This is a genomic window from Halorussus lipolyticus (assembly GCF_029338375.1).
In the GTDB taxonomy this organism is placed as follows: domain Archaea; phylum Halobacteriota; class Halobacteria; order Halobacteriales; family Haladaptataceae; genus Halorussus; species Halorussus lipolyticus.
In genome coordinates this window covers 1,215,383-1,232,855 of the sequence record NZ_CP119804.1, presented here as the reverse complement: position 1 = coordinate 1,232,855, position 17,473 = coordinate 1,215,383, and the positions used below count along the sequence as shown (strand labels likewise).

The 17,473-nt window shown below is 65.5% G+C and carries 17 protein-coding genes; 9 read left to right on the top strand and 8 right to left on the bottom strand.

Going from position 1 to position 17,473, the window contains the following annotated elements:
* Positions 1 to 14 precede the first annotated feature (14 nt).
* Genes P2T57_RS06220 through P2T57_RS06205 form a run of 4 tightly spaced genes read left to right on the top strand, consistent with a single transcriptional unit; the run spans position 15 to position 4,820 of the window.
* A complete protein-coding gene (locus P2T57_RS06220) occupies positions 15 to 884 on the top strand; it encodes an FkbM family methyltransferase (RefSeq protein WP_276301623.1) in 870 nt (289 codons plus the stop codon).
* A gap of 59 nt (positions 885 to 943) precedes the next feature.
* Positions 944 to 2,212, top strand: a complete 1,269-nt coding sequence (locus tag P2T57_RS06215) for a Single-stranded DNA binding protein (protein ID WP_276301622.1) — start codon at positions 944 to 946, stop codon at positions 2,210 to 2,212.
* Complete coding sequence (locus tag P2T57_RS06210) at positions 2,209 to 4,053, top strand: hypothetical protein (protein ID WP_276301621.1); 1,845 nt, start codon at positions 2,209 to 2,211, stop codon at positions 4,051 to 4,053. The genes P2T57_RS06215 and P2T57_RS06210 overlap by 4 nt, the downstream gene beginning before the upstream one ends.
* Positions 4,053 to 4,820, top strand: coding sequence for a metallophosphoesterase (locus tag P2T57_RS06205; protein WP_276301620.1), 768 nt, complete (start codon positions 4,053 to 4,055; stop codon positions 4,818 to 4,820). The genes P2T57_RS06210 and P2T57_RS06205 overlap by 1 nt, the downstream gene beginning before the upstream one ends.
* A 98-nt stretch (positions 4,821 to 4,918) precedes the next feature.
* Here P2T57_RS06205 and P2T57_RS06200 read toward each other — a convergent pair whose 3' ends face one another.
* Positions 4,919 to 5,392, bottom strand: a complete 474-nt coding sequence (locus P2T57_RS06200; protein WP_276301619.1) for a hypothetical protein — start codon at positions 5,390 to 5,392, stop codon at positions 4,919 to 4,921.
* Positions 5,393 to 5,464: 72 nt separating this feature from the next.
* On the bottom strand, positions 5,465 to 5,830 hold the full coding sequence (locus P2T57_RS06195) for a group I truncated hemoglobin (protein WP_276301618.1): 366 nt from the start codon (positions 5,828 to 5,830) through the stop codon (positions 5,465 to 5,467).
* A gap of 459 nt (positions 5,831 to 6,289) precedes the next feature.
* Here P2T57_RS06195 and P2T57_RS06190 point away from each other — a divergent pair, with 459 nt between their 5' ends.
* From P2T57_RS06190 to P2T57_RS06175, 4 genes are all read left to right on the top strand, one after another.
* Complete coding sequence (locus P2T57_RS06190; protein ID WP_276301617.1) at positions 6,290 to 9,160, top strand: DEAD/DEAH box helicase; 2,871 nt, start codon at positions 6,290 to 6,292, stop codon at positions 9,158 to 9,160.
* Between the two features lie 128 nt (positions 9,161 to 9,288).
* The gene (locus tag P2T57_RS06185) at positions 9,289 to 9,864 is read left to right on the top strand and encodes a hypothetical protein (RefSeq protein ID WP_276301616.1); all 576 of its coding nucleotides are present in this window, start codon (positions 9,289 to 9,291) and stop codon (positions 9,862 to 9,864) included.
* Between the two features lie 177 nt (positions 9,865 to 10,041).
* On the top strand, positions 10,042 to 10,734 hold the full coding sequence (locus P2T57_RS06180; RefSeq protein WP_276301615.1) for a hypothetical protein: 693 nt from the start codon (positions 10,042 to 10,044) through the stop codon (positions 10,732 to 10,734).
* A 74-nt stretch (positions 10,735 to 10,808) separates the two neighbouring features.
* Positions 10,809 to 11,600, top strand: a complete 792-nt coding sequence (locus tag P2T57_RS06175) for a YihY/virulence factor BrkB family protein (protein ID WP_276301614.1) — start codon at positions 10,809 to 10,811, stop codon at positions 11,598 to 11,600.
* Position 11,601: 1 nt separating this feature from the next.
* On the opposite strand, the gene P2T57_RS06170 is transcribed toward P2T57_RS06175, so the two are convergent.
* The 6 genes from P2T57_RS06170 to P2T57_RS06145 form a co-directional block, all read right to left on the bottom strand.
* Positions 11,602 to 12,516 carry a hypothetical protein gene (locus tag P2T57_RS06170; RefSeq protein ID WP_276301613.1) on the bottom strand — a complete coding sequence of 305 codons (915 nt, stop codon included), beginning with the start codon at positions 12,514 to 12,516 and terminating at the stop codon, positions 11,602 to 11,604.
* A gap of 108 nt (positions 12,517 to 12,624) precedes the next feature.
* The gene (locus P2T57_RS06165) at positions 12,625 to 12,960 is read right to left on the bottom strand and encodes a HalOD1 output domain-containing protein (RefSeq protein WP_276301612.1); all 336 of its coding nucleotides are present in this window, start codon (positions 12,958 to 12,960) and stop codon (positions 12,625 to 12,627) included.
* A gap of 225 nt (positions 12,961 to 13,185) precedes the next feature.
* The gene (rbcL, locus tag P2T57_RS06160; protein WP_276301611.1) at positions 13,186 to 14,433 is read right to left on the bottom strand and encodes a type III ribulose-bisphosphate carboxylase; all 1,248 of its coding nucleotides are present in this window, start codon (positions 14,431 to 14,433) and stop codon (positions 13,186 to 13,188) included.
* A gap of 425 nt (positions 14,434 to 14,858) precedes the next feature.
* Positions 14,859 to 15,440, bottom strand: coding sequence for a DUF655 domain-containing protein (locus P2T57_RS06155; protein WP_276301610.1), 582 nt, complete (start codon positions 15,438 to 15,440; stop codon positions 14,859 to 14,861).
* A gap of 44 nt (positions 15,441 to 15,484) precedes the next feature.
* Positions 15,485 to 15,841, bottom strand: a complete 357-nt coding sequence (locus P2T57_RS06150) for an RNA polymerase Rpb4 family protein (RefSeq protein WP_276301609.1) — start codon at positions 15,839 to 15,841, stop codon at positions 15,485 to 15,487.
* Between the two features lies 1 nt (position 15,842).
* Positions 15,843 to 16,133 carry a 50S ribosomal protein L21e gene (locus P2T57_RS06145; protein ID WP_276301608.1) on the bottom strand — a complete coding sequence of 97 codons (291 nt, stop codon included), beginning with the start codon at positions 16,131 to 16,133 and terminating at the stop codon, positions 15,843 to 15,845.
* A 147-nt stretch (positions 16,134 to 16,280) separates the two neighbouring features.
* On the opposite strand from P2T57_RS06145, the gene P2T57_RS06140 reads away from it, so the two are divergent.
* The gene (locus tag P2T57_RS06140; RefSeq protein WP_276301607.1) at positions 16,281 to 17,453 is read left to right on the top strand and encodes a cystathionine gamma-synthase; all 1,173 of its coding nucleotides are present in this window, start codon (positions 16,281 to 16,283) and stop codon (positions 17,451 to 17,453) included.
* Positions 17,454 to 17,473: the final 20 nt, after the last annotated feature.

Below are 17,473 nucleotides of genomic sequence, written 5' to 3'. Positions count from 1 at the left end.
CAAACGGAACACGGTTGGAAACGCTCAAAACGGGTATTCTCGCTGTTATCGGGTTTGCACTCGGTATCGCGGCCGAATCGGCGTGGGGCGCAAGCAAAACGCTGTCGCTGAATTCGAGACAGATTATCGACGGCGTGGCCGACTGTCTCCGGAACGAGGGAGTGGTCGGGACGGCGAAGATGGGCGTCCAGTTCGGGTACGAGGAACTCCTGCGACCGTTCGTCCCCCGGTCCGGCGAGTACGTCGAGTACAACGGCGTCAAGGTGGACGAGCGCCGTGTCTTGGACTCGTTCGTGCCGGCGGCGACCATCCAAAAGTGGGAGGACAAGCCCGAGTACGAGGAACCAATCGTCGCGGCGCTCCGGGCGCACGTCGAACCCGACGACAACGTGCTGATTCTCGGTGGCGGAGCGGGGGTTTCGGCGACTGTCGCGGCCGAGTCGGTCGCGGACGGCGACGGCCACGTCACCGTCTACGAGGCGGCCCAGCGACAGTTGTCGAACATCGACCGGACGCTCGAGGTGAACGACGTCGCGGACGACGTGACGGTCAACCACGCGATAGTTGAGGAGGACCGGAACGTCTTCGGCGTCACGGGCGAGGCGGAGGCGATTTCGGCCGAAACCCTCCCCGAGTGCGACGTGCTGGAGATGGACTGCGAGGGGGCCGAGACGGCCGTGTTGCGGAACCTCCAGAGCGACCCGCGAGTCATCATCGTCGAGACGCACGGTAACTTGGACGCGCCGACCAACGAGGTCCAGCGACTGCTCGCGGAACGAGGGTACGGCGTCGTCGCCGAGAGGCCGGGGATGCCCGAGCAGGACATCTACATCCTCACGGCGGTCCGCGAGGACGCATTGCCGGACGCCGCCGCGCGCCGGTAACGCCCAACGGTTCGGCCCCGTGACGAACACTTTTAATCCATCCGGGCCAACTTCGAGTGATGAGTTTGGACGACCATGCCGAGGAGCTAGCCTCCGACCTCGGCGTAGACAAGGAGGAGGTCAAGGCGGACCTCGAAAACTTAGTAGAGTACAGCGTGCCGGTCGAGGAGGCCAAACAGAGCCTCCGGCGAAAGTACGGCGATGGCGGCGGGAGTTCCGACGGCCCCTCGAAGGTGGACATCGCCGACGTATCGACCGACGACAGCAGTGTCACCGTCACCGGCAAGGTGCTGACGGTGGGCACGCGCTCGATTCGGTATCAGGGCAACGAGCAGGTCATCCACGAGGGCGAACTCGCCGACGAGTCCGGGAAAATCTCCTACACCGCGTGGGAGGACTTCGGCCTCTCGGCGGGCGACACCATCACGGCGGGCAACGCCGGCGTCCGCGAGTGGGAAGGCGACCCCGAGTTGAACCTCGGCGAGAGTACCAACGTCGCCTTCGAGGACGACATCGACGTGCCCTACCCGGTCGGCGGGGACGCGGACCTCGCGGACCTCGAACCCGGCGACAGGGGCATCACCCTCGAAGTCGAGGTGGTCGAAGTCGAGCAGAAGACCATCGACGGCAGAGACGGCGAGACCGAAATCAAGAGTGGCGTCCTCGCCGACGAGTCGGCCCGCCTCCCGTTCACCGACTGGGAGGCCCGGCCCGAGGTCGCAGAGGGCGCGACGATGCGCCTCGAAGACGTGTACGTCCGGGAGTTCCGCGGGGTCCCGTCGGTCAACCTCTCGGAGTTCACGTCGGTTGCGCCCCTCGACCGCGAACTGGCAGTCAGCGACACCGGCACCCGGATGACCGTCAGCGAGGCGGTCGGCACCGGCGGGGCCTACGACGTGGAAATCGTCGGCAACGTCGTGGCGGTCCGCGACGGGTCGGGCCTCATCGAGCGGTGCCCCGAGTGCGGCCGGGTCATCCAGAACGGCCAGTGTCGAAGCCACGGCGACGTTGACGGCCAAGACGACCTGCGCGTGAAGGCCATCCTCGACGACGGCACCGGCACCGTGACCGCGGTGCTGGACGACGAGCGCACCGCCGAGGTCTACGGCGGCGGCGTCGCGGACGCCAAGGAACAGGCCCGCGAGGCCATGGACAAGGAAGTCGTCGCCGACGCGATTCGAGAGCGAATCGTGGGCCACGAGTACCGCGTCCGGGGCAACCTCTCGGTTGACGACTACGGCGCGAACCTCGAAGTCACGGAGTTCGCGGTGTCCGACGATTCGCCGGCCGAGCGTGCCGAGGCCCTCCTCGCGGAGGTGGCAGAATGAGTGCCAACGGAAACGGCGCGAGTGACGGCGACTCCGGGTCCGACCAAGGCGGCGCGGGCAGACGCGAAGTCGCGTGGCGCGTCTTCGCTGGCGAGTACGACGACGCCAACTTCGACTACTCCGAGAGCGACGAGGAGCGCGCCCCCAACTACGTGATTACGCCGACCGGCGCGCGAATCAATCGCCTGTTCGTGGTCGGGGTCCTGACCGAAGTCGAACAGGTCAGCGACGACGTGCTTCGGGGCAGAGTCGTAGACCCGACCGGCGCGTTCGTCCTCTACGCGGGCCAGTACCAACCCGACGAGATGGCCTTCCTCGAAAACGCCAACCCGCCCGCGTTCGTCGCGGTGACGGGCAAAGCGAGGACTTTCCAACCCGAGGACTCCGACCGGGTGTTCACCTCGATTCGACCCGAGTCCATCAACGAGGTGGACGCCGAGACGCGGGACCGCTGGGTGGTCCAGACCGCCGAGCAGACCCTCTCGCGGGTCTCGACGTTCGCCGACGCCATCGACTCGGGCGAGCGCGGCGACGCGCTCCGGGTGGCGCTGGAGGCCAACGCCGTGGATTCGGGACTGGCCTCGGGCATCCCGCTGGCGCTGGACCACTACGGCACGACCAAAGCCTACCTCGCGGAGGTCTGGGACCTCGCCATCGACTCGGCCCGCGTCGTCGCGGGCGAGATTTCGGCCGACGACGTGGGACCGCTCGAACTCGCGCCCGGCGAGGGCGGCGACGAGGTGGCCGTCAGTCTCGACTACTCGCTGATCGGCGACGGCGAGGCGGGCGAGACGGGCGACATCTCGGAGTTGGAGACCGAGAGCGAAGAACCGGCGACCGAAGCCACGGAAACGACGCCAGCGGCGACCGAAAGAACGGAATCGATTGCCGAAGACACGGAATCTGTTTCCAAAAGTACGGAAACTGTTTCCGAAAGCACTGAAGAAGTTGCCGAGGAGACGGACGACGGTCTCGGGGACGCACCCGAACCCGCAACCGAGACGGCCGCTGAATCGGCGGGCGAGACGGCCGCCGAACCGGAAGCTGAGACAGCCACCCAACCGGAAACCGAGACAACTACCGGGACGACCGCCGAGGACGACACCGGCCTCGGCGAGGCCCCGACCAGCACCGTCGAGACCGAGGCGGGCGAACCTGCGGAGACCGACACCGAGACCACGAAGGTCGAGGACGCGGACGACGCCGCCGAGTTACAGGACGAAATCGGCGACGACGAACCGCCGACCGTCGAGACCGGAGACGAGTCCTCGACCGACGAGGCGTTCTCCCCGGAGACCGACGCTGAGGACGACGGCCCGGACATCGGCACCGCCGGCGCTGGCGACGAGATGTACGAGTTCGACCAAGACGAGCGCGAGGAGGTCGAGGAGGAGTACGGCCTCGAATTCTCGTCCGGGTCCGAGGTCGGCGACCCCGGCGACGCCGACATCGACGTGCCCGACCCCGACGAGGGCGCGGCGGGCGAGTCGGCCGAACCGGCCCCCGAACCGACCGGCGACGAGACTGAGACCGAGGAACTGCGAGATGCCGAACCGGCCTCCGCCGACGAAGCCGAGGCCGAAACCGAACCCGAAACCGGGGACGCCGGCGAAACCGACGCCGACTCCGGCGAGGGCGACGTGCCCGCGAACCTCGAAGAAACCGTGATGGACACGATGCGCGAGTTGAACGAGGGCGACGGCGTCGGCCGCGAGACCCTGCTGGCGGCGGTCGTGGACGACTACGACGTGACTCCCGCCGACGTGGACGACGCGCTCGAATCCGCGCTGATGTCCGGCCGGTGCTACGAGTCGGGCGAGGACACCCTCAAGCCAATCTGATGGCGCTGGTCGAGCCGGTTCCCGGCGAGCCAGTCGCAGTCGCCACCCTCGAATCCGGTCCGGACCCGGACCGGGCGCTGGTGGTCGCGGACTTCCACGCCGGCATCGAGCAGGCGCTCCGCGCCGAGGGCGTCTCGCTCGATAGCCGGGCCGAACAGCGCCGCCAGCGCCTCGTCTCGCTAGTCGCCGAAACCGGCGCGGACCGCGTGATTTTCCTCGGCGACCTGATGCACGCCATCGGCGACCCCGGCGGGGCCGAGCGCGGCGAAATCGAGGTTCTCCTCGAAGCACTCGACGACCGGGGCGTCCCCGCGACGCTGGTCAAGGGCAACCACGACGGGGCCATCGAGTCGTGGGCCGACCTCGAAGTCACCAACGGCGCGGGGGTTCGACTCGGCGACGTGGGATTCGCCCACGGTCACACGTGGCCCGCGCCGGAAGTGCTGGACAGCGAAACCGTCTGCGTCGGCCACGAGCATCCCGCGGTCAGACTCGAAGACGAAGTGGGCGGTAGTCGGGTCGAGCGCGTCTGGCTGAGGGGGCCGCTCTCGGAGCGGCCCTTCGCCGAGCGCGAGAGCGGCGGAGGAGAGTCAATTCGTGACGGCGCGGAGCTAATCGTCTTCCCGGCGTTCAACGAACTCGTGGGCGCGACGTGGGTCAACGTCGACGGACAGGGGTTTCTGGCTCCCTTCCTGCCCGAGGGGTTGGCCGACGGACAGGCGTATCTCCTCGACGGGACGAGGTTAGGGGCCTACGCGGCGGTTTAGTCCTCGGAGGGTGCCCCAGCAGACACTGGCTCTCACCCACTATTTGTTTTGTTGACGAGGAAAAATCTCATTTCGGCCCCACGAGCGGTCGCCGGTGTTCAGACCGTTCGCTCGGTCGCTTCTTGGACCGCCGCGACGAGTTCGTCCGGGCGGTCGGACCCGACGAACATCGACTTGCCGCCGGTCCGCTCGATTCGGACACCGCTCTTGCCGCTGACGGTGTAGGCGATGCCCTGCGGACTCCACCGGATGCCCCACCCGCCGTAGCGCATCGGACTGTAGCCGGTCTCCTGCACGTCGGCGAGGTCCGAGAGGGGGATGCGCTTTGCCGACCGGTGGAAGGGCGCAAACCGGACGTAGAGGCCGTCGCCGCGGACCTCGGTCTGGAGCGTGGCAACCCGGAGGACGAGCGCGGCGGCCCCGAGCGCGGCGAGTCGCGTCACCGTCTCGCGGGCCGACCGCTTGCCCCGCGCGAGGTTCACGAGGTCGGCGAGTGCCCCGAATCCGAGGAGTCCCCAGAGCCACCGCTGGTCGAACGCTTGGGTCTCTCGGAAGTAGACTTTCGTCTCCATGGTACCGCCTCCGCCGCCTGTGGACAAAAGCCTTCCCGCGAACGCTTGTCGGAAGCGCGTCGTCGGCAGTCGCTACTGGAGAACCACGTCGTCTTCCAGCGCCGCGACCTCCGACATGATGGCCTGTACGTCGTCGTCGGGCACGTCGAACTCCCGGAGCGCGGCCTCGAGGTGGGTGGCGATGGCCGCGAAGTGGTGGGGTTCGATGCCCATTCCCTCGTGGGCCTCGCGCATGTCTTGGCCGTCGTACTCGACCGGCCCGCCGGCCACCGCGCTCAGGAACTGCGTCTGGTGGGCGCGTTGGGCCGCCATGTCTACGTCCTCGAAGAACTGGGCGACCGAATCGTCGGCCAGCACTCGTTCGTAGAACGCGTCTACGATGCTCGAAATCTGTTCTTTTCCGCCTAGTCGATGGTAGAGGGTCTCTCCTGCAGACATTCGTGATTCGTGTCGTTGGGTTCGTCGCTATTTCGGCGACAGGGGTTCAGTCGTGACTCGATTCCCGGTCGTGGCGGACCGGCGTCGGCTAAATTTGAACGCGTTACGGGTGTATACTTTCTGCCGAACGTGTTCGGGCGGTCTGAATCGGCGGCACGCCTGTTAGCGATTCTCACAACCACCGGCGAACGAAGTTTGCTATATATTCCCACTGGAACAACGAGCGGTCAGGGGATTCAAAATCCACTTTCGAGCAATCTAAAGACAGTATAAACATAGACATTTATTTCCAACCTCGGCGCGTGTGGAGTGCGGCGTCTGCGGGCGACGCGCCACGCGCGAGGCCCACGGTGCAGTTGCAGTACAGACCCACGAATCGGCTCGGAACTCCAACGAAACGAGACCCGTCAGTTTCCGCAGGCAACGCGCTTATCACCCTCTAACAGTTAAAAACGACCGATGAGTGATTCAGCGGCCGCCGGTTCTGCGGCCTTCGCGCAACTCGGCGAGGAGGTCCGTTCGGCCCTCTCCGAACGCGGGTTCTCGACGCCCACGGAGCCACAGCGGCGGGCCATCCCGACGCTCTCGCGGGGCGAACACGCGCTGGTCATTGCGCCGACCGGGACCGGCAAGACCGAGACGGCGATGCTCCCCGTCCTCGACGCGATTGCTCGGAACCAGACCGAGGACGGTCCCCGATTCGGCATCTCGGCGCTCTACATCACTCCTCTCCGGGCGCTGAACCGGGACATGCGCCAGCGACTGGAGTGGTGGGGCGAAGAACTCGATTTGGACGTGGACGTGCGCCACGGCGACACCACCGACTACCAGCGCCAGAAGCAGGCCAACGACCCGCCCGACGTGCTGGTGACGACGCCCGAGACTTTGCAGGCGATGCTCACGGGGTCGAAACTCCGGCAGGCCCTCGAAGACGTGCATCACGTCGTGGTGGACGAGGTTCACGAACTCGCCAGCGCCAAGCGGGGCGCGCAGTTGACCATCGGACTGGAGCGTCTGCGCGAGTTGGCGGGCGATTTCCAGCGCATCGGCTTGTCCGCGACGGTCGGCGACCCGGCGGAGGTCGGGCGCTTCCTCGTCGGCGACCCTGCCGAACGCGACGACCCCGAAATCGTGGAGGTTGACGTGGGGAGCAAGGTCGAGTTCGAGGTCCGCGAACCCGAGATTACCGACGAGGACGACCGACTCGCGGGGAAACTCGTGACCGACGAGTCGGTCGCCAGCCACGTCCGGACCATCCGGGAAATCGCCGAAAACCACGACTCGACCCTGATTTTCGTCAACACGCGCCAGACCGCCGAGGCCCTCGGGTCGCGGTTCAAAGAACTCGACGCCAACATCGGCGTCCACCACGGGTCGCTGTCGAAGGAGGCCCGCATCGACGTGGAGGACCGATTCAAGGCGGGCGAAATCGACGCCCTGCTCTGTACCTCCTCGATGGAGTTGGGCATCGACGTTGGCCGAATCGACCACGTAGTCCAGTATTCGAGTCCCCGAGAGGTCGCCCGCCTCCTCCAGCGAGTCGGCAGGGCGGGCCACCGCTCCGAGGAGGTCTCTCACGGAACCATCGTCACCAAGCACCCCGACGACACCCTCGAAGCCCTCGCCATCGCCCGCCGGGCCAAGCAGGGGGAAGTCGAGGACGCCGAGATTCACGACGGGAGTCTGGACACCGTGGCGAACCAAATCGTCGGCCTCGTGATGGACTTCGGCGACCTCTCGGCGATGCGGGCCTACGACATCGTGACTCGGGCCTACCCCTTCCGGGACCTCGCAGAAGCCGAGTTCAAGGAGGTCTGCCGCGAATTAAAGAGCAATCGGTTGGTGTGGCTGGACGAACAGGACGACCGTCTCGAAAAATCCAGCCAGACGTGGCAGTACTTCTACGCCAACCTCTCGATGATTCCCGACGAGCAGAAGTACACCGTCGAGGACATCGCCTCGGGGTCGCAGGTCGGCACGCTGGACGAGCGGTTCGTGGTCAACTTCGCCCAACCCGGCGAGGTGTTCGTCCAGCGCGGCGAGATGTGGCGCATCACCGAGGTTGACGACGACGACGAGGCCGTCAAAGTCTCGCCAATCGAGGACCCCGGCGGCGAGATTCCCTCGTGGGTCGGCGAGGAGATACCGGTCCCCCGCGAGGTGGCCCAAGAGGTCGGCGAGATGCGCGCGGTGGCCGGGCCGCAGTTCGAGCGCGGCGCACCCCGAGAGGGCGTGGCCCGCGAGTTCACGAATCGCTACCCGACCGACGAGTACACCGCGAGCGAGGCCCTCTCGCAGATGGACCGCCACGCGGAGGCCGAGGCCCCGCTCCCGACCGCCGACCGAATCGTGGTCGAACACGCCGCCAACACCGTGGTCCTGAACGCCTGCTTCGGCCACAAGGTCAACGAGACGCTCGGTCGGGTTCTCTCGTCGCTGGTCGGCCAGCGCACCGGGTCGTCGGTCGGCCTCGAAGTGGACCCCTACCGGATCGAGTTGGACGTGCCGGCGAAAGTGAACGGTCAAGAAGTCGCGGCGGTCCTCCGGGAGACCGACCCCGAACACGTCGAGGCCATCATCGAGTTGAGCCTCAAGCACTCCGATTCGCTGAAGTTCAAGCTTTCACAGGTCGCCGCCAAGTTCGGCGCGCTCCGGAACTGGCAGGGCGCGAGCGGGGCCTCTGGACCGGGGATAAGCCGTCTGATGGCGGCCTTGGAGGACACCCCGATGTACGACGAGGCGGTCCGCGAAGTCTTCCACGACGACTTGGCGGTCGAGGAGGCCGGCGAAGTCCTCGGGCGAATCCGCGAGGGAGACCTCGAAGTCGTGACGACCGGCGGGCGCACCCCAATCGGTACCGGCGGGCGGTCGTCGGGTCGGGAACTTCTCGCGCCGGAGAACGCCGACGCCAGCGTCATCCAGACCGTCAAGGACCGGATTCGAGACGACGACGTTCTCCTCGTTTGTCTCCACTGCGAGGACTGGAAGTACAAGAAACCGGTCCGGCGGGTCCGGGACCAACCGAAGTGTCCCGAGTGCAGTTCGACCCGCATCGCCGCGCTGAACCCGTGGGCCGACGAGGTGGTCAAAGCGGTCCGGGCATCAGAGAAAGACGACGAACAGGAGAAGATGACCCGGCGCGCTCACAAGGCCGGGAATCTGGTCCAGAGCCACGGCAAGCAGGCAGTCGTCGCGCTGGCGGCCCGCGGCGTCGGCCCCCGGAACGCGGCCCGAATCATCGCCAAACTCCGCGAGGACGAAGACGAGTTCTACCGCGATATTCTGGAGCAGGAACGGCAGTACGCCCGGACGCAATCGTTCTGGGACTGACGACTTCGACGGTTTTCCGACGACAATTGCAACTTTCGCCCGGTAACGCGAATTCCGTCGGGTTAGTCCGCGACGGACGGCGTAAACGGCCCGGACGCTATAAGCCGCGATGGGTCGGTAGTTCGGCCATGCCGGACCTCGACTCTCTGCGACGACGCGACGTTCTCCGAGCGGGCGCGGCCGGCGGTCTCGCCGCGTTCGGGTGGTCGGTCGGCGGCGTCTCGGCGCAGGACCAGACGACCGAACAGCGCCAGCAGACTGCCTACGCGTTCAGCTACAGCCTCCAATCCGGGGACCGCTTTCGGGTGTGGTCACGAATCCGCACTCCGGAGGGTGACCCCGCGACCGAGCGAATCCCGGCGGAGTGCCTCGAAGACGGACCCCGAGAGTTCGGGGCGTTCGTCGTCCGAGCGGACCGAAACGGTATCCAACTCGGCTACGAGGGCGTGTTTTTCCCGCCGGATACCGTGGAGACCGGGACGACCGAAACGACGACTGCGACGAACGAGACGACAACCTCCTCGCCCGGAAACGGGACCGCGACCATCGAGAAGGCCGCGACCACAGAAACCGCCACGGGAGGGGCGCTCCCGGCGATACGAGTCGGCGGGTGGTATCGCGTGACGGCCATGTCGAAGTGCAACGGTCTCGCTCGACTGTCGCTCGAACCCGCCGAACCGCCGACCGACTCGGACGGCGCTTAAGAGGTCGATTTCGAGTCGGGTTTCACCGCGAGGACCGAGGAGCCACGCCGGGAAATCCGGGATTTCCCGCGGATAATCCAGATGCCCCGACCGTAACGAGTGTTCTCGGGAGTTACGCCGTGATGGCCGTCCAAACGGTCGGTCTCCTATAAGACCGAACGCAGTGAGCGTTCGACCATGGCACCCGACGACGCGAAAACGAACGACGCACCGAGACGACGCGACTTGCTCAAGGCCGGCGGCGCAGTCGGTCTCCTCGGACTCGCCGGACTCACGATGAACGGCGTGTCGGCCCAAGAGACGACGACGCAGGCCGAGGGAGACGCGCCGACGTTCTTCAGTTACAGCCTACAGGCCGACGACCTGTTCCGGGTGCGGTTCCGGCCGCGCGACCCCTTCGGCGAACCGGCCACCGAGACGGTGCCGGCGGCCTGCCTCGACGGCGACCAACCGCAGGAGTATCAACTGTTCATCGTTCGGGCGTTTCGGGGTGGGGCGGACCTCGGGTTCCGCGGTCTGCTGGCACCCCAGTCCGCACTCGCCGAGGACCTGCTGGAGACGACGACTGCCGGCGGCGGCGGCATGACCGAGACTACGACGGAAGGTGCGATGCAGGACCAAACGACGACGGCGATGGGTGAAACAACGACAGAAGTTGGCGAAACAACGACAGAGATGGCCGAAACGACTCAGGCGACCGGGGATGTCACGGAAATCCAACTCGGCGACTGGTACCGCGTCTCGTCGGCCGAGGCCTGTGACGGACTCAACCGACTCAGTATCGAAACCTCGGAGCCACCCGAGACGACGCCGACGCCGAGCGGAAACCAGACGACGACTGCTGGCGGGAACGAGACGACGACACAGTAAACCCCGACCGGCACAAACGTCCGAAATGGGGGCCGTACCGCCTTTAGGCGTGGATAGCGTCTACAGGTACATCCATGGCTACTTCCCAGAGCCACCTCAAACGGGTCGTGAATGTCGCTCGGGACCGGAACATCACGTTCTTGGCGGCGAGTGTCGCCTACTACGCCTTCGTCTCGCTGATTCCGCTGGCACTGCTCACTATCGTCGTCGGAAGCATCGTCGGCGGACAAGCGTTTGCGGAGTTCCTCGTCCAGCAGGTGGCGAGTTCACTGTCCACGTCCGGCGAGCGCGTCCTCCAGCAGGCGCTGACGAGTTCGACCGGCCGGACCGGCGCTGGCATCGTCGGGTTCGCCACCGTGGCGTGGAGCGCGCTCAAGTTGTTCCGAGGCCTCGACATCGCCTTCTCGGAGGCCTACGGTACCGAGAAAGACCCCTCGCTGGTCGAGCAGATAGTCGACGGCGGGGTGACCATCGGACTGGTCGTCGTCGCCGTCGCGCTGATGGTCGCTGTCGGCTACATCCTGCGGACGCCCTCAGTGGCCTCGTCGGTGCCCTTCCCGAACCTCCTCGGGAATCTGGCGCTCGTCGCGGGCCTCGTCGTCGCCTTCCTGCCGCTGTACTACGTCCTCCCGCCGGTCGAGATGTCGGTCCGGGAGGCGATTCCCGGTGCGGTCGTCGCCGGAGTCGGATGGGTCGTCCTCCAAGTGCTGTTCCAGTTCTACCTCGCCAACGCCGGGCGGTATCAGGCCTACGGAGTCATCGGCGCGGTCCTGCTCCTGTTGACGTGGCTCTACTTCGCTGGCGCTATCGTCCTGCTCGGCGCGGTGGTGAACTCGGTCCTCGGCGGCAGAATTCAGTTGGGGTGAATCAGGCCGACCCGCGCTCGACTCGCGTCACTTCGGTCGTCTCGTCCATGCTGTCGTGGACGACGACCACCGAGGAGGACCACCCGTGGTCGAACCCAATCGTCGCCTCGTAGGGGACCTCGCCCACGCACTGGACGCCGACGCCCCCGCCGTCGTTGTCGCTTCCGGTCGCTCGGACCCGGAGCGTGAGCGCGCCGGTTTCGGCGTCGTAGGCGGCGTCGGCGAGTTCGAGGCCCGAGTCGGGGGTCGGCGTTCGGACTGTTCCATCGACCCGGACCGCCTCGTCCTCGAAGGCGACCGATGCGCTGTGTTCCTTGCCGCAGGTTCCCTGCCCGACCGAGAGGTCGGTTCCCGCGACTTTCGGGCGAGGACACCCCATCGCCGTGGACATCGACATGGTTTCGACCCGGCCGTCGGGCATGACGCCCACGTCGGTTCCGGCCGAGTTGCAGTCGAAGGACGTTCGCTCGACGCCGAAGGTGGTCGCGTTCCCGTCCGCGAGGCCGACCGAGACGCTGTGGTCCGCGGGTTCGTTTAGGGCGACTTCGAGGTAGGCGTCGGCCGCGAACTCGACGGTCCGGTCTACCAGAATCTCCGCATCACGGGAAATCTGGAGGTCGATGTCGCGGGCCTCGTCGGCGGCGTTCCAGACTCGGATTTCTCGGGGTCGGTTGTTGTCGGGGAAAGCGACCGCATCTCGACTCCCGACCGAAATCGTCCGGAAGGGTTCGCCGTGGTCCGACCGGACGCCGGAGAATCGCTCGGTGGTGGTCGAGTCGTCGGCCGCGCCGGTCGTCGTCTCGTCGGTTTCGGCGTCGTCGCCGGGCGGAGAGTCGCTGGTGGTGCCGAGACAGCCAGCGAGTCCCGCGAGGGTTGCCAGTCCGCCGGTACGCTGGAGGAAGGCGCGTCGGTTCATATCCGACTCTTTCTCGTCCGTTTCAAAGGTCTTTCTGTAAACTCAAACGCCGATTGTACATATCTCGGCGGGACTGCCGCCGAGGACCGACCCCGTTCGAGGCCCGACCTATTCGAGGACGACGTAGTTGTCGGAGACCGTCACGTCGTAGTCGGCGTACTCGAAGGTGACCTCGATTTCGGTCGGGATGTCCTCGGTCCGGGTGAAAACCAGTCCGGCCGATGGCGACCGGGTTTCGGCATCGACCAACCGGTCGAGGGATTCGGTGTCGAAACGGTCGCCGAGGGGCGGAAGCGCGTCCTTCTCGGCGTCCTCGGCGGTCGCAACTGCGGCGACGACTGCCTCGCTCGCCGTCTCGGCCTCGCCGATGAGACGCCGCCGACGGGGACCGTCCCGCGGCGTGGCGCGCTCCGGTGGACTGCGTTTCTGCTGGTTCTCCGACATTCCATTTTCTCATATATTTCAACACGATTTAATACCTTGGGTTATTGATTAGTGTCTGGATATTATTATTTATTATATATTCTTCGAAATATATCCTTCGGGGGAGACACGACCACGTTCTGTCAGTTTCCGGGCCGAGTGTCACTTTCGGGGACCGGCGTCTCCCGACTCCTCACGAAAAGCGACGAGCGACGCGAACCGGGCGTGGTCGGACTGCTCGCTCGGCTATCGCGGGGTCTCGGTGCCCCACTGGTCGAGCGCCGACGCGAGTTCGGGATGGTCGTCGGCGTACTCGTCAAGGACGACGCCTTCCATCGTCGCGTCGATGGCCTGCCGGAGCGCCTTGGCCCCGGCGTGGGTGCCGTCGGGATGGCCGTGGATGCCGCCACCGGCCTGAATCCCGATGTTGGTACCACACCGCTCGACGAGTTCCGGGACGAGACCGGGGTGTAGGCCGCCCGAGGCCATCGGAAGCACGTCGTTCAGGCCGTAGAGGTCCGAGTAGAGCCATTCGTTGATGCCCACGGTGTCCTCGTTTTCGAGTTTGCCCAAATCCGCGGTGCCGGTGTGGATGTGGTCCACGCCGCAGAGGCGGGCGACTTGAGCGATGACGCGCATCGAGACGCCGTGGGTGTCGATGCGGTCGAAGGCGGCGTGCATCGCCCGGTGGGCGTGGATGGCGAGTCCATGCTTCTCGCACCGCTCGCGGACTTGCTGGACCGCAGACCACCCGGTCGTAATCACGTCCACCATGACGTACTCACACCCCTGTCGGGCCGCCATATCCACGCGGTCCAGCATCTCGCCGGCCTCGGCGGTGACGTTGACCAGATAGCTCTTTTTCTCGCCGGTCTCGTCCTCGGCTTGGTCGCGCTTTTCGAGGCTTCGCTTGAGGCGCTCCTCGAAGGGGTTGAAATCTTGGTCGGTCAAGTTCTCGTCGTCCTTCAGGAGGTCGATGCCGCCAGTCCACGCCTCGTAGCCGACTTGGACGTGCTGGTCGGTGGTCAGGCCGACTTTGGGTTTGGGCACCGTCGCGGTGATGGGCCGATTCCCGGCGTCGAAGATTTCCTCGCGGACGCTCGTGCCGAACTGGGGACCGGGGAAAGAGGTGGTCAACTTCTCGGGCCAGTCGCAGTCCCGGAGGCGGATGCGCTCGACGGCTTTCATCCCGAGGATGTTGCCCGCGATGCACGAGAGGACTTGGGGCATGTTTCCGGCCTCGAATAGGGCGTCGGGATAGGCCACTGTCACCGAGTTCCCGTCGATGTCGCAGGCGGTGGCGCTCAAATCCCGGACCGAGCCTTCGACCTGCAACTCGGCCCACGTGCCGTTGGAACTCTCGGAGGCGACTCTGCTGGCCGCAGACTCCATGTCCATGTCGGCGGCGGGTTCGACGTAGAACTCGCAGACGAGGTCGGTGTCGGCCGGGTCGTAGTCGAGGTCGAGGAAGTCCTCGTAGGTTATTCCGGTCATGGTTCGCCCGCAGAACTATGTCATTGTTTATAATAAAGATACGCCGGGTGACTCGGCGGAGGCTACGACGGGCCGGCCGACTACCGCGGACTCCTCGGTAACTCGGCCGACAGCGAACGCTCGACTGACCAACCGACGTGGGTGGGGTGGAGCGACCGCGACCGGGCGGGGGCTTCGAGAGGACACCATCACGCCTGCTCTGCGGTTCGTCCCTCGAATCACCACAAGACAACGCGAGCGACCGAGGGCTTCAAGAAACGTTCACCTCCGCCATCGTGTTCTTGGCAATTGTTCCGTCGTTTCAAACAGAACGTTCTGCATACCCTTTGGATTTCTTTAACACAACTTTTGATTGCTTTCACAGTTGCATAGAATGCCGAACCGACAACCGCGAACGGGACGAAAGAGAACCGGACTCCTCGACGCTATCCCTGCTGTTCCTCGACGCGCACGAACGTCCGGTACTTCAGGTCGTCCTCCCGCAGTTCCTCTAAAATTCGCTCGACCAACACCTCGTCGGGGTCGTGGAGGCCCGACACGCGGTTCTCTAGGTCCTCGAAGCTCTCGAAGGGCTTGCGTTTTCGCTGTTCGAGGACGTTGTTGCGCAGTTTCTTGCCGATTCCGGGCAGGAGATTAAGCTGGTGGAGGCGGAGGGTGATGGGTTGGGCGTCGTTGTAGAAGTCCACGAATCGCCGTTCGTTCGACTCCACCACGTCCCGGATGGCGTGTTCGAGTTCCGACTGGGCCGCCCCGGAGAGGTCGTCGTACTCGATTTCCCGGACGTTTGCCACGAGTTCGTCGGCCGAGTCCGCGTCGAACCGGTCGGTGATGGTGAGACTCACGTCCTCCTCGAGGGTCACCTCGAATAGCCGGAACTCCTCGATACCGAGGGCGTAGGCGAGGGCTGGCTTCTGATACTGTGGCCGGTCGTCGTCGGCGCGGCCGTGCGGAAGGTAGTCCAGCACGACCGCGGGGACCTGCGCTTCGCCGTCGTTCTGTTCGCTCATTGTCATCGAATACGCCGACGAACTACTTAAAGAGTTGGTGGCAATCAGTCGTACTTGGCGACGACGTTCAGGATGTCGTCGAGTTCGTCACCCGAGAGGGTGTACCGTTCCTGAGCGTACACCGCGCGGAGTTCGTCGCGGTCCTTCGGGAGGATGTCGGCGATTTTGTGCGCCGTCGGTTCGTCCACCTTCTCGAGTTCGAGGAGGTCCGAGACGAGTTCGCGGGACTCCTCGGCGTCGAGCGTGGCGAACCGGTTGACGTGTTCGATGGCGCGGGCCAGTTCGTAGCGCATCTCTCGGTCCTCGTCCAGCGCGCGCTCCTGCTCGACGTCCGAGAGTAGCTCTTTGGCTTCCGCCGTGGTCAGGTACTCCTCCTCGACCTTCTCCTTGAATATCGTCATGCTATTCCTGCGCTTTCAGGTGCGCGGGGGTGACGATGAGGGTCTTGTCCTTGCCGCGGTCGCTGATGGCGACCTTGTAGGCCTCGCCCTGTTTGCCGACGATTTCGCCGGTCTGGCCGCCGAAGCGCGGGTGGAAGCGGCCTTTCTCGACGCTCGGGTCGATTTTGAGGTGGACCTTCTGGCCCTCCTCGTACTGCTGGACGGCCCGCTGGGGCGGAGACGTACCGCTCTCGCGGGGGTCGTTCGAGAGCTTGTTACGAGTGCTGTGGTAGGGTCCGTTCGAACTCGGCATAGTCGTACCACCCTCTTGTTCTGTCTCCGTTATAAATGGCACGTTCGCGCTTCGCGGGGGACCCGAAAGTGTCGTTCCCGAGCGTCGTCTCCGGCGGGACGTACCCAAAGGGCAAGAGTAACCTGCCGTCCGTTCGTCGGTTCGCCCATGACCGACGACGACGACGACGAGTTCCGATTCGAGACGCGCTCGATTCACGCCGGACAGGAACCCGACGAGGAGACCGGGGCGCTCATGACTCCGATTCACGCCAACTCGACGTACAAGCAGGACGCACCGGGCGAACATCGGGGCTACGAGTACTCCCGGACCGGCAACCCCACGCGGACCGACTTGGAGGAGAACGTCGCCAGCCTCGAAGGCGGCGAGTACGGCCGAGCGTTCTCCAGCGGGATGGGGGCTATCAACACCGTCCTGAATCTCCTCGAATCCGGCGACCACGTGGTCGCCAGCGAGGACGTGTACGGCGGGACCCACCGCATCTTCACGCAGGTCTACGAGCAGTACGACCTCGAATTCGACTTCGTGGACATGACCGATTTAGACGAGACCGAGTCTGCGATGCGGGACGCCACGGAACTGGTCTGGGTCGAGACGCCGACCAACCCCCTGCTCAACGTCGTGGACATCGAGGGCACCGCCGACATCGCCGACGACTACGACGCCCTCTGCGCGGTGGACAACACCTTCGCCACGCCGTACCTTCAGCGCCCGCTCGAACTCGGCGCTGACCTCGTGACCCACTCGCTGACGAAGTACATGGGCGGCCACTCCGACGTGGTGGGCGGCGCGCTCGTCACCGACGACGAGGAGCTAGACGAGAAGTTCGGATTCTACCAGAACAGCGTCGGCGCGACACCCGGTCCCCACGAGTGTTTCCTCGTCCTCCGCGGGACCAAGACCCTCCCGGTCCGGATGGACCGCCACTGCGAGAACGCCCGGACGCTCGCCGAGTGGTTGGAGGGCCACGACGACGTTCAGCGCGTCTACTACCCCGGTCTCGAATCGCACTCGGACCACGACCTCGCCAGCGAGCAGATGGACGACTTCGGCGGGATGGTCAGTTTCGAGATGGACGCCTCCTTGGAGGAGACCGCCGACGTAGTGAGCGAGACCGAGGTCTTCACGCTCGCCGAGAGTCTGGGCGGCGTCGAGAGCCTCATCGAGCAACCGGCGACCATGACCCACGCCGCGATTCCCAAGGAGGAGCGCGTGGCGGCGGGGCTTCGTGACGGCCTGATTCGGGCGAGCATCGGCATCGAGAACGTCGAGGACTTGAAGGCCGACCTCCAGCAAGCGTTCGACGCGGCGCTCGAATAACCGCGCTCGATTTCGTCCTC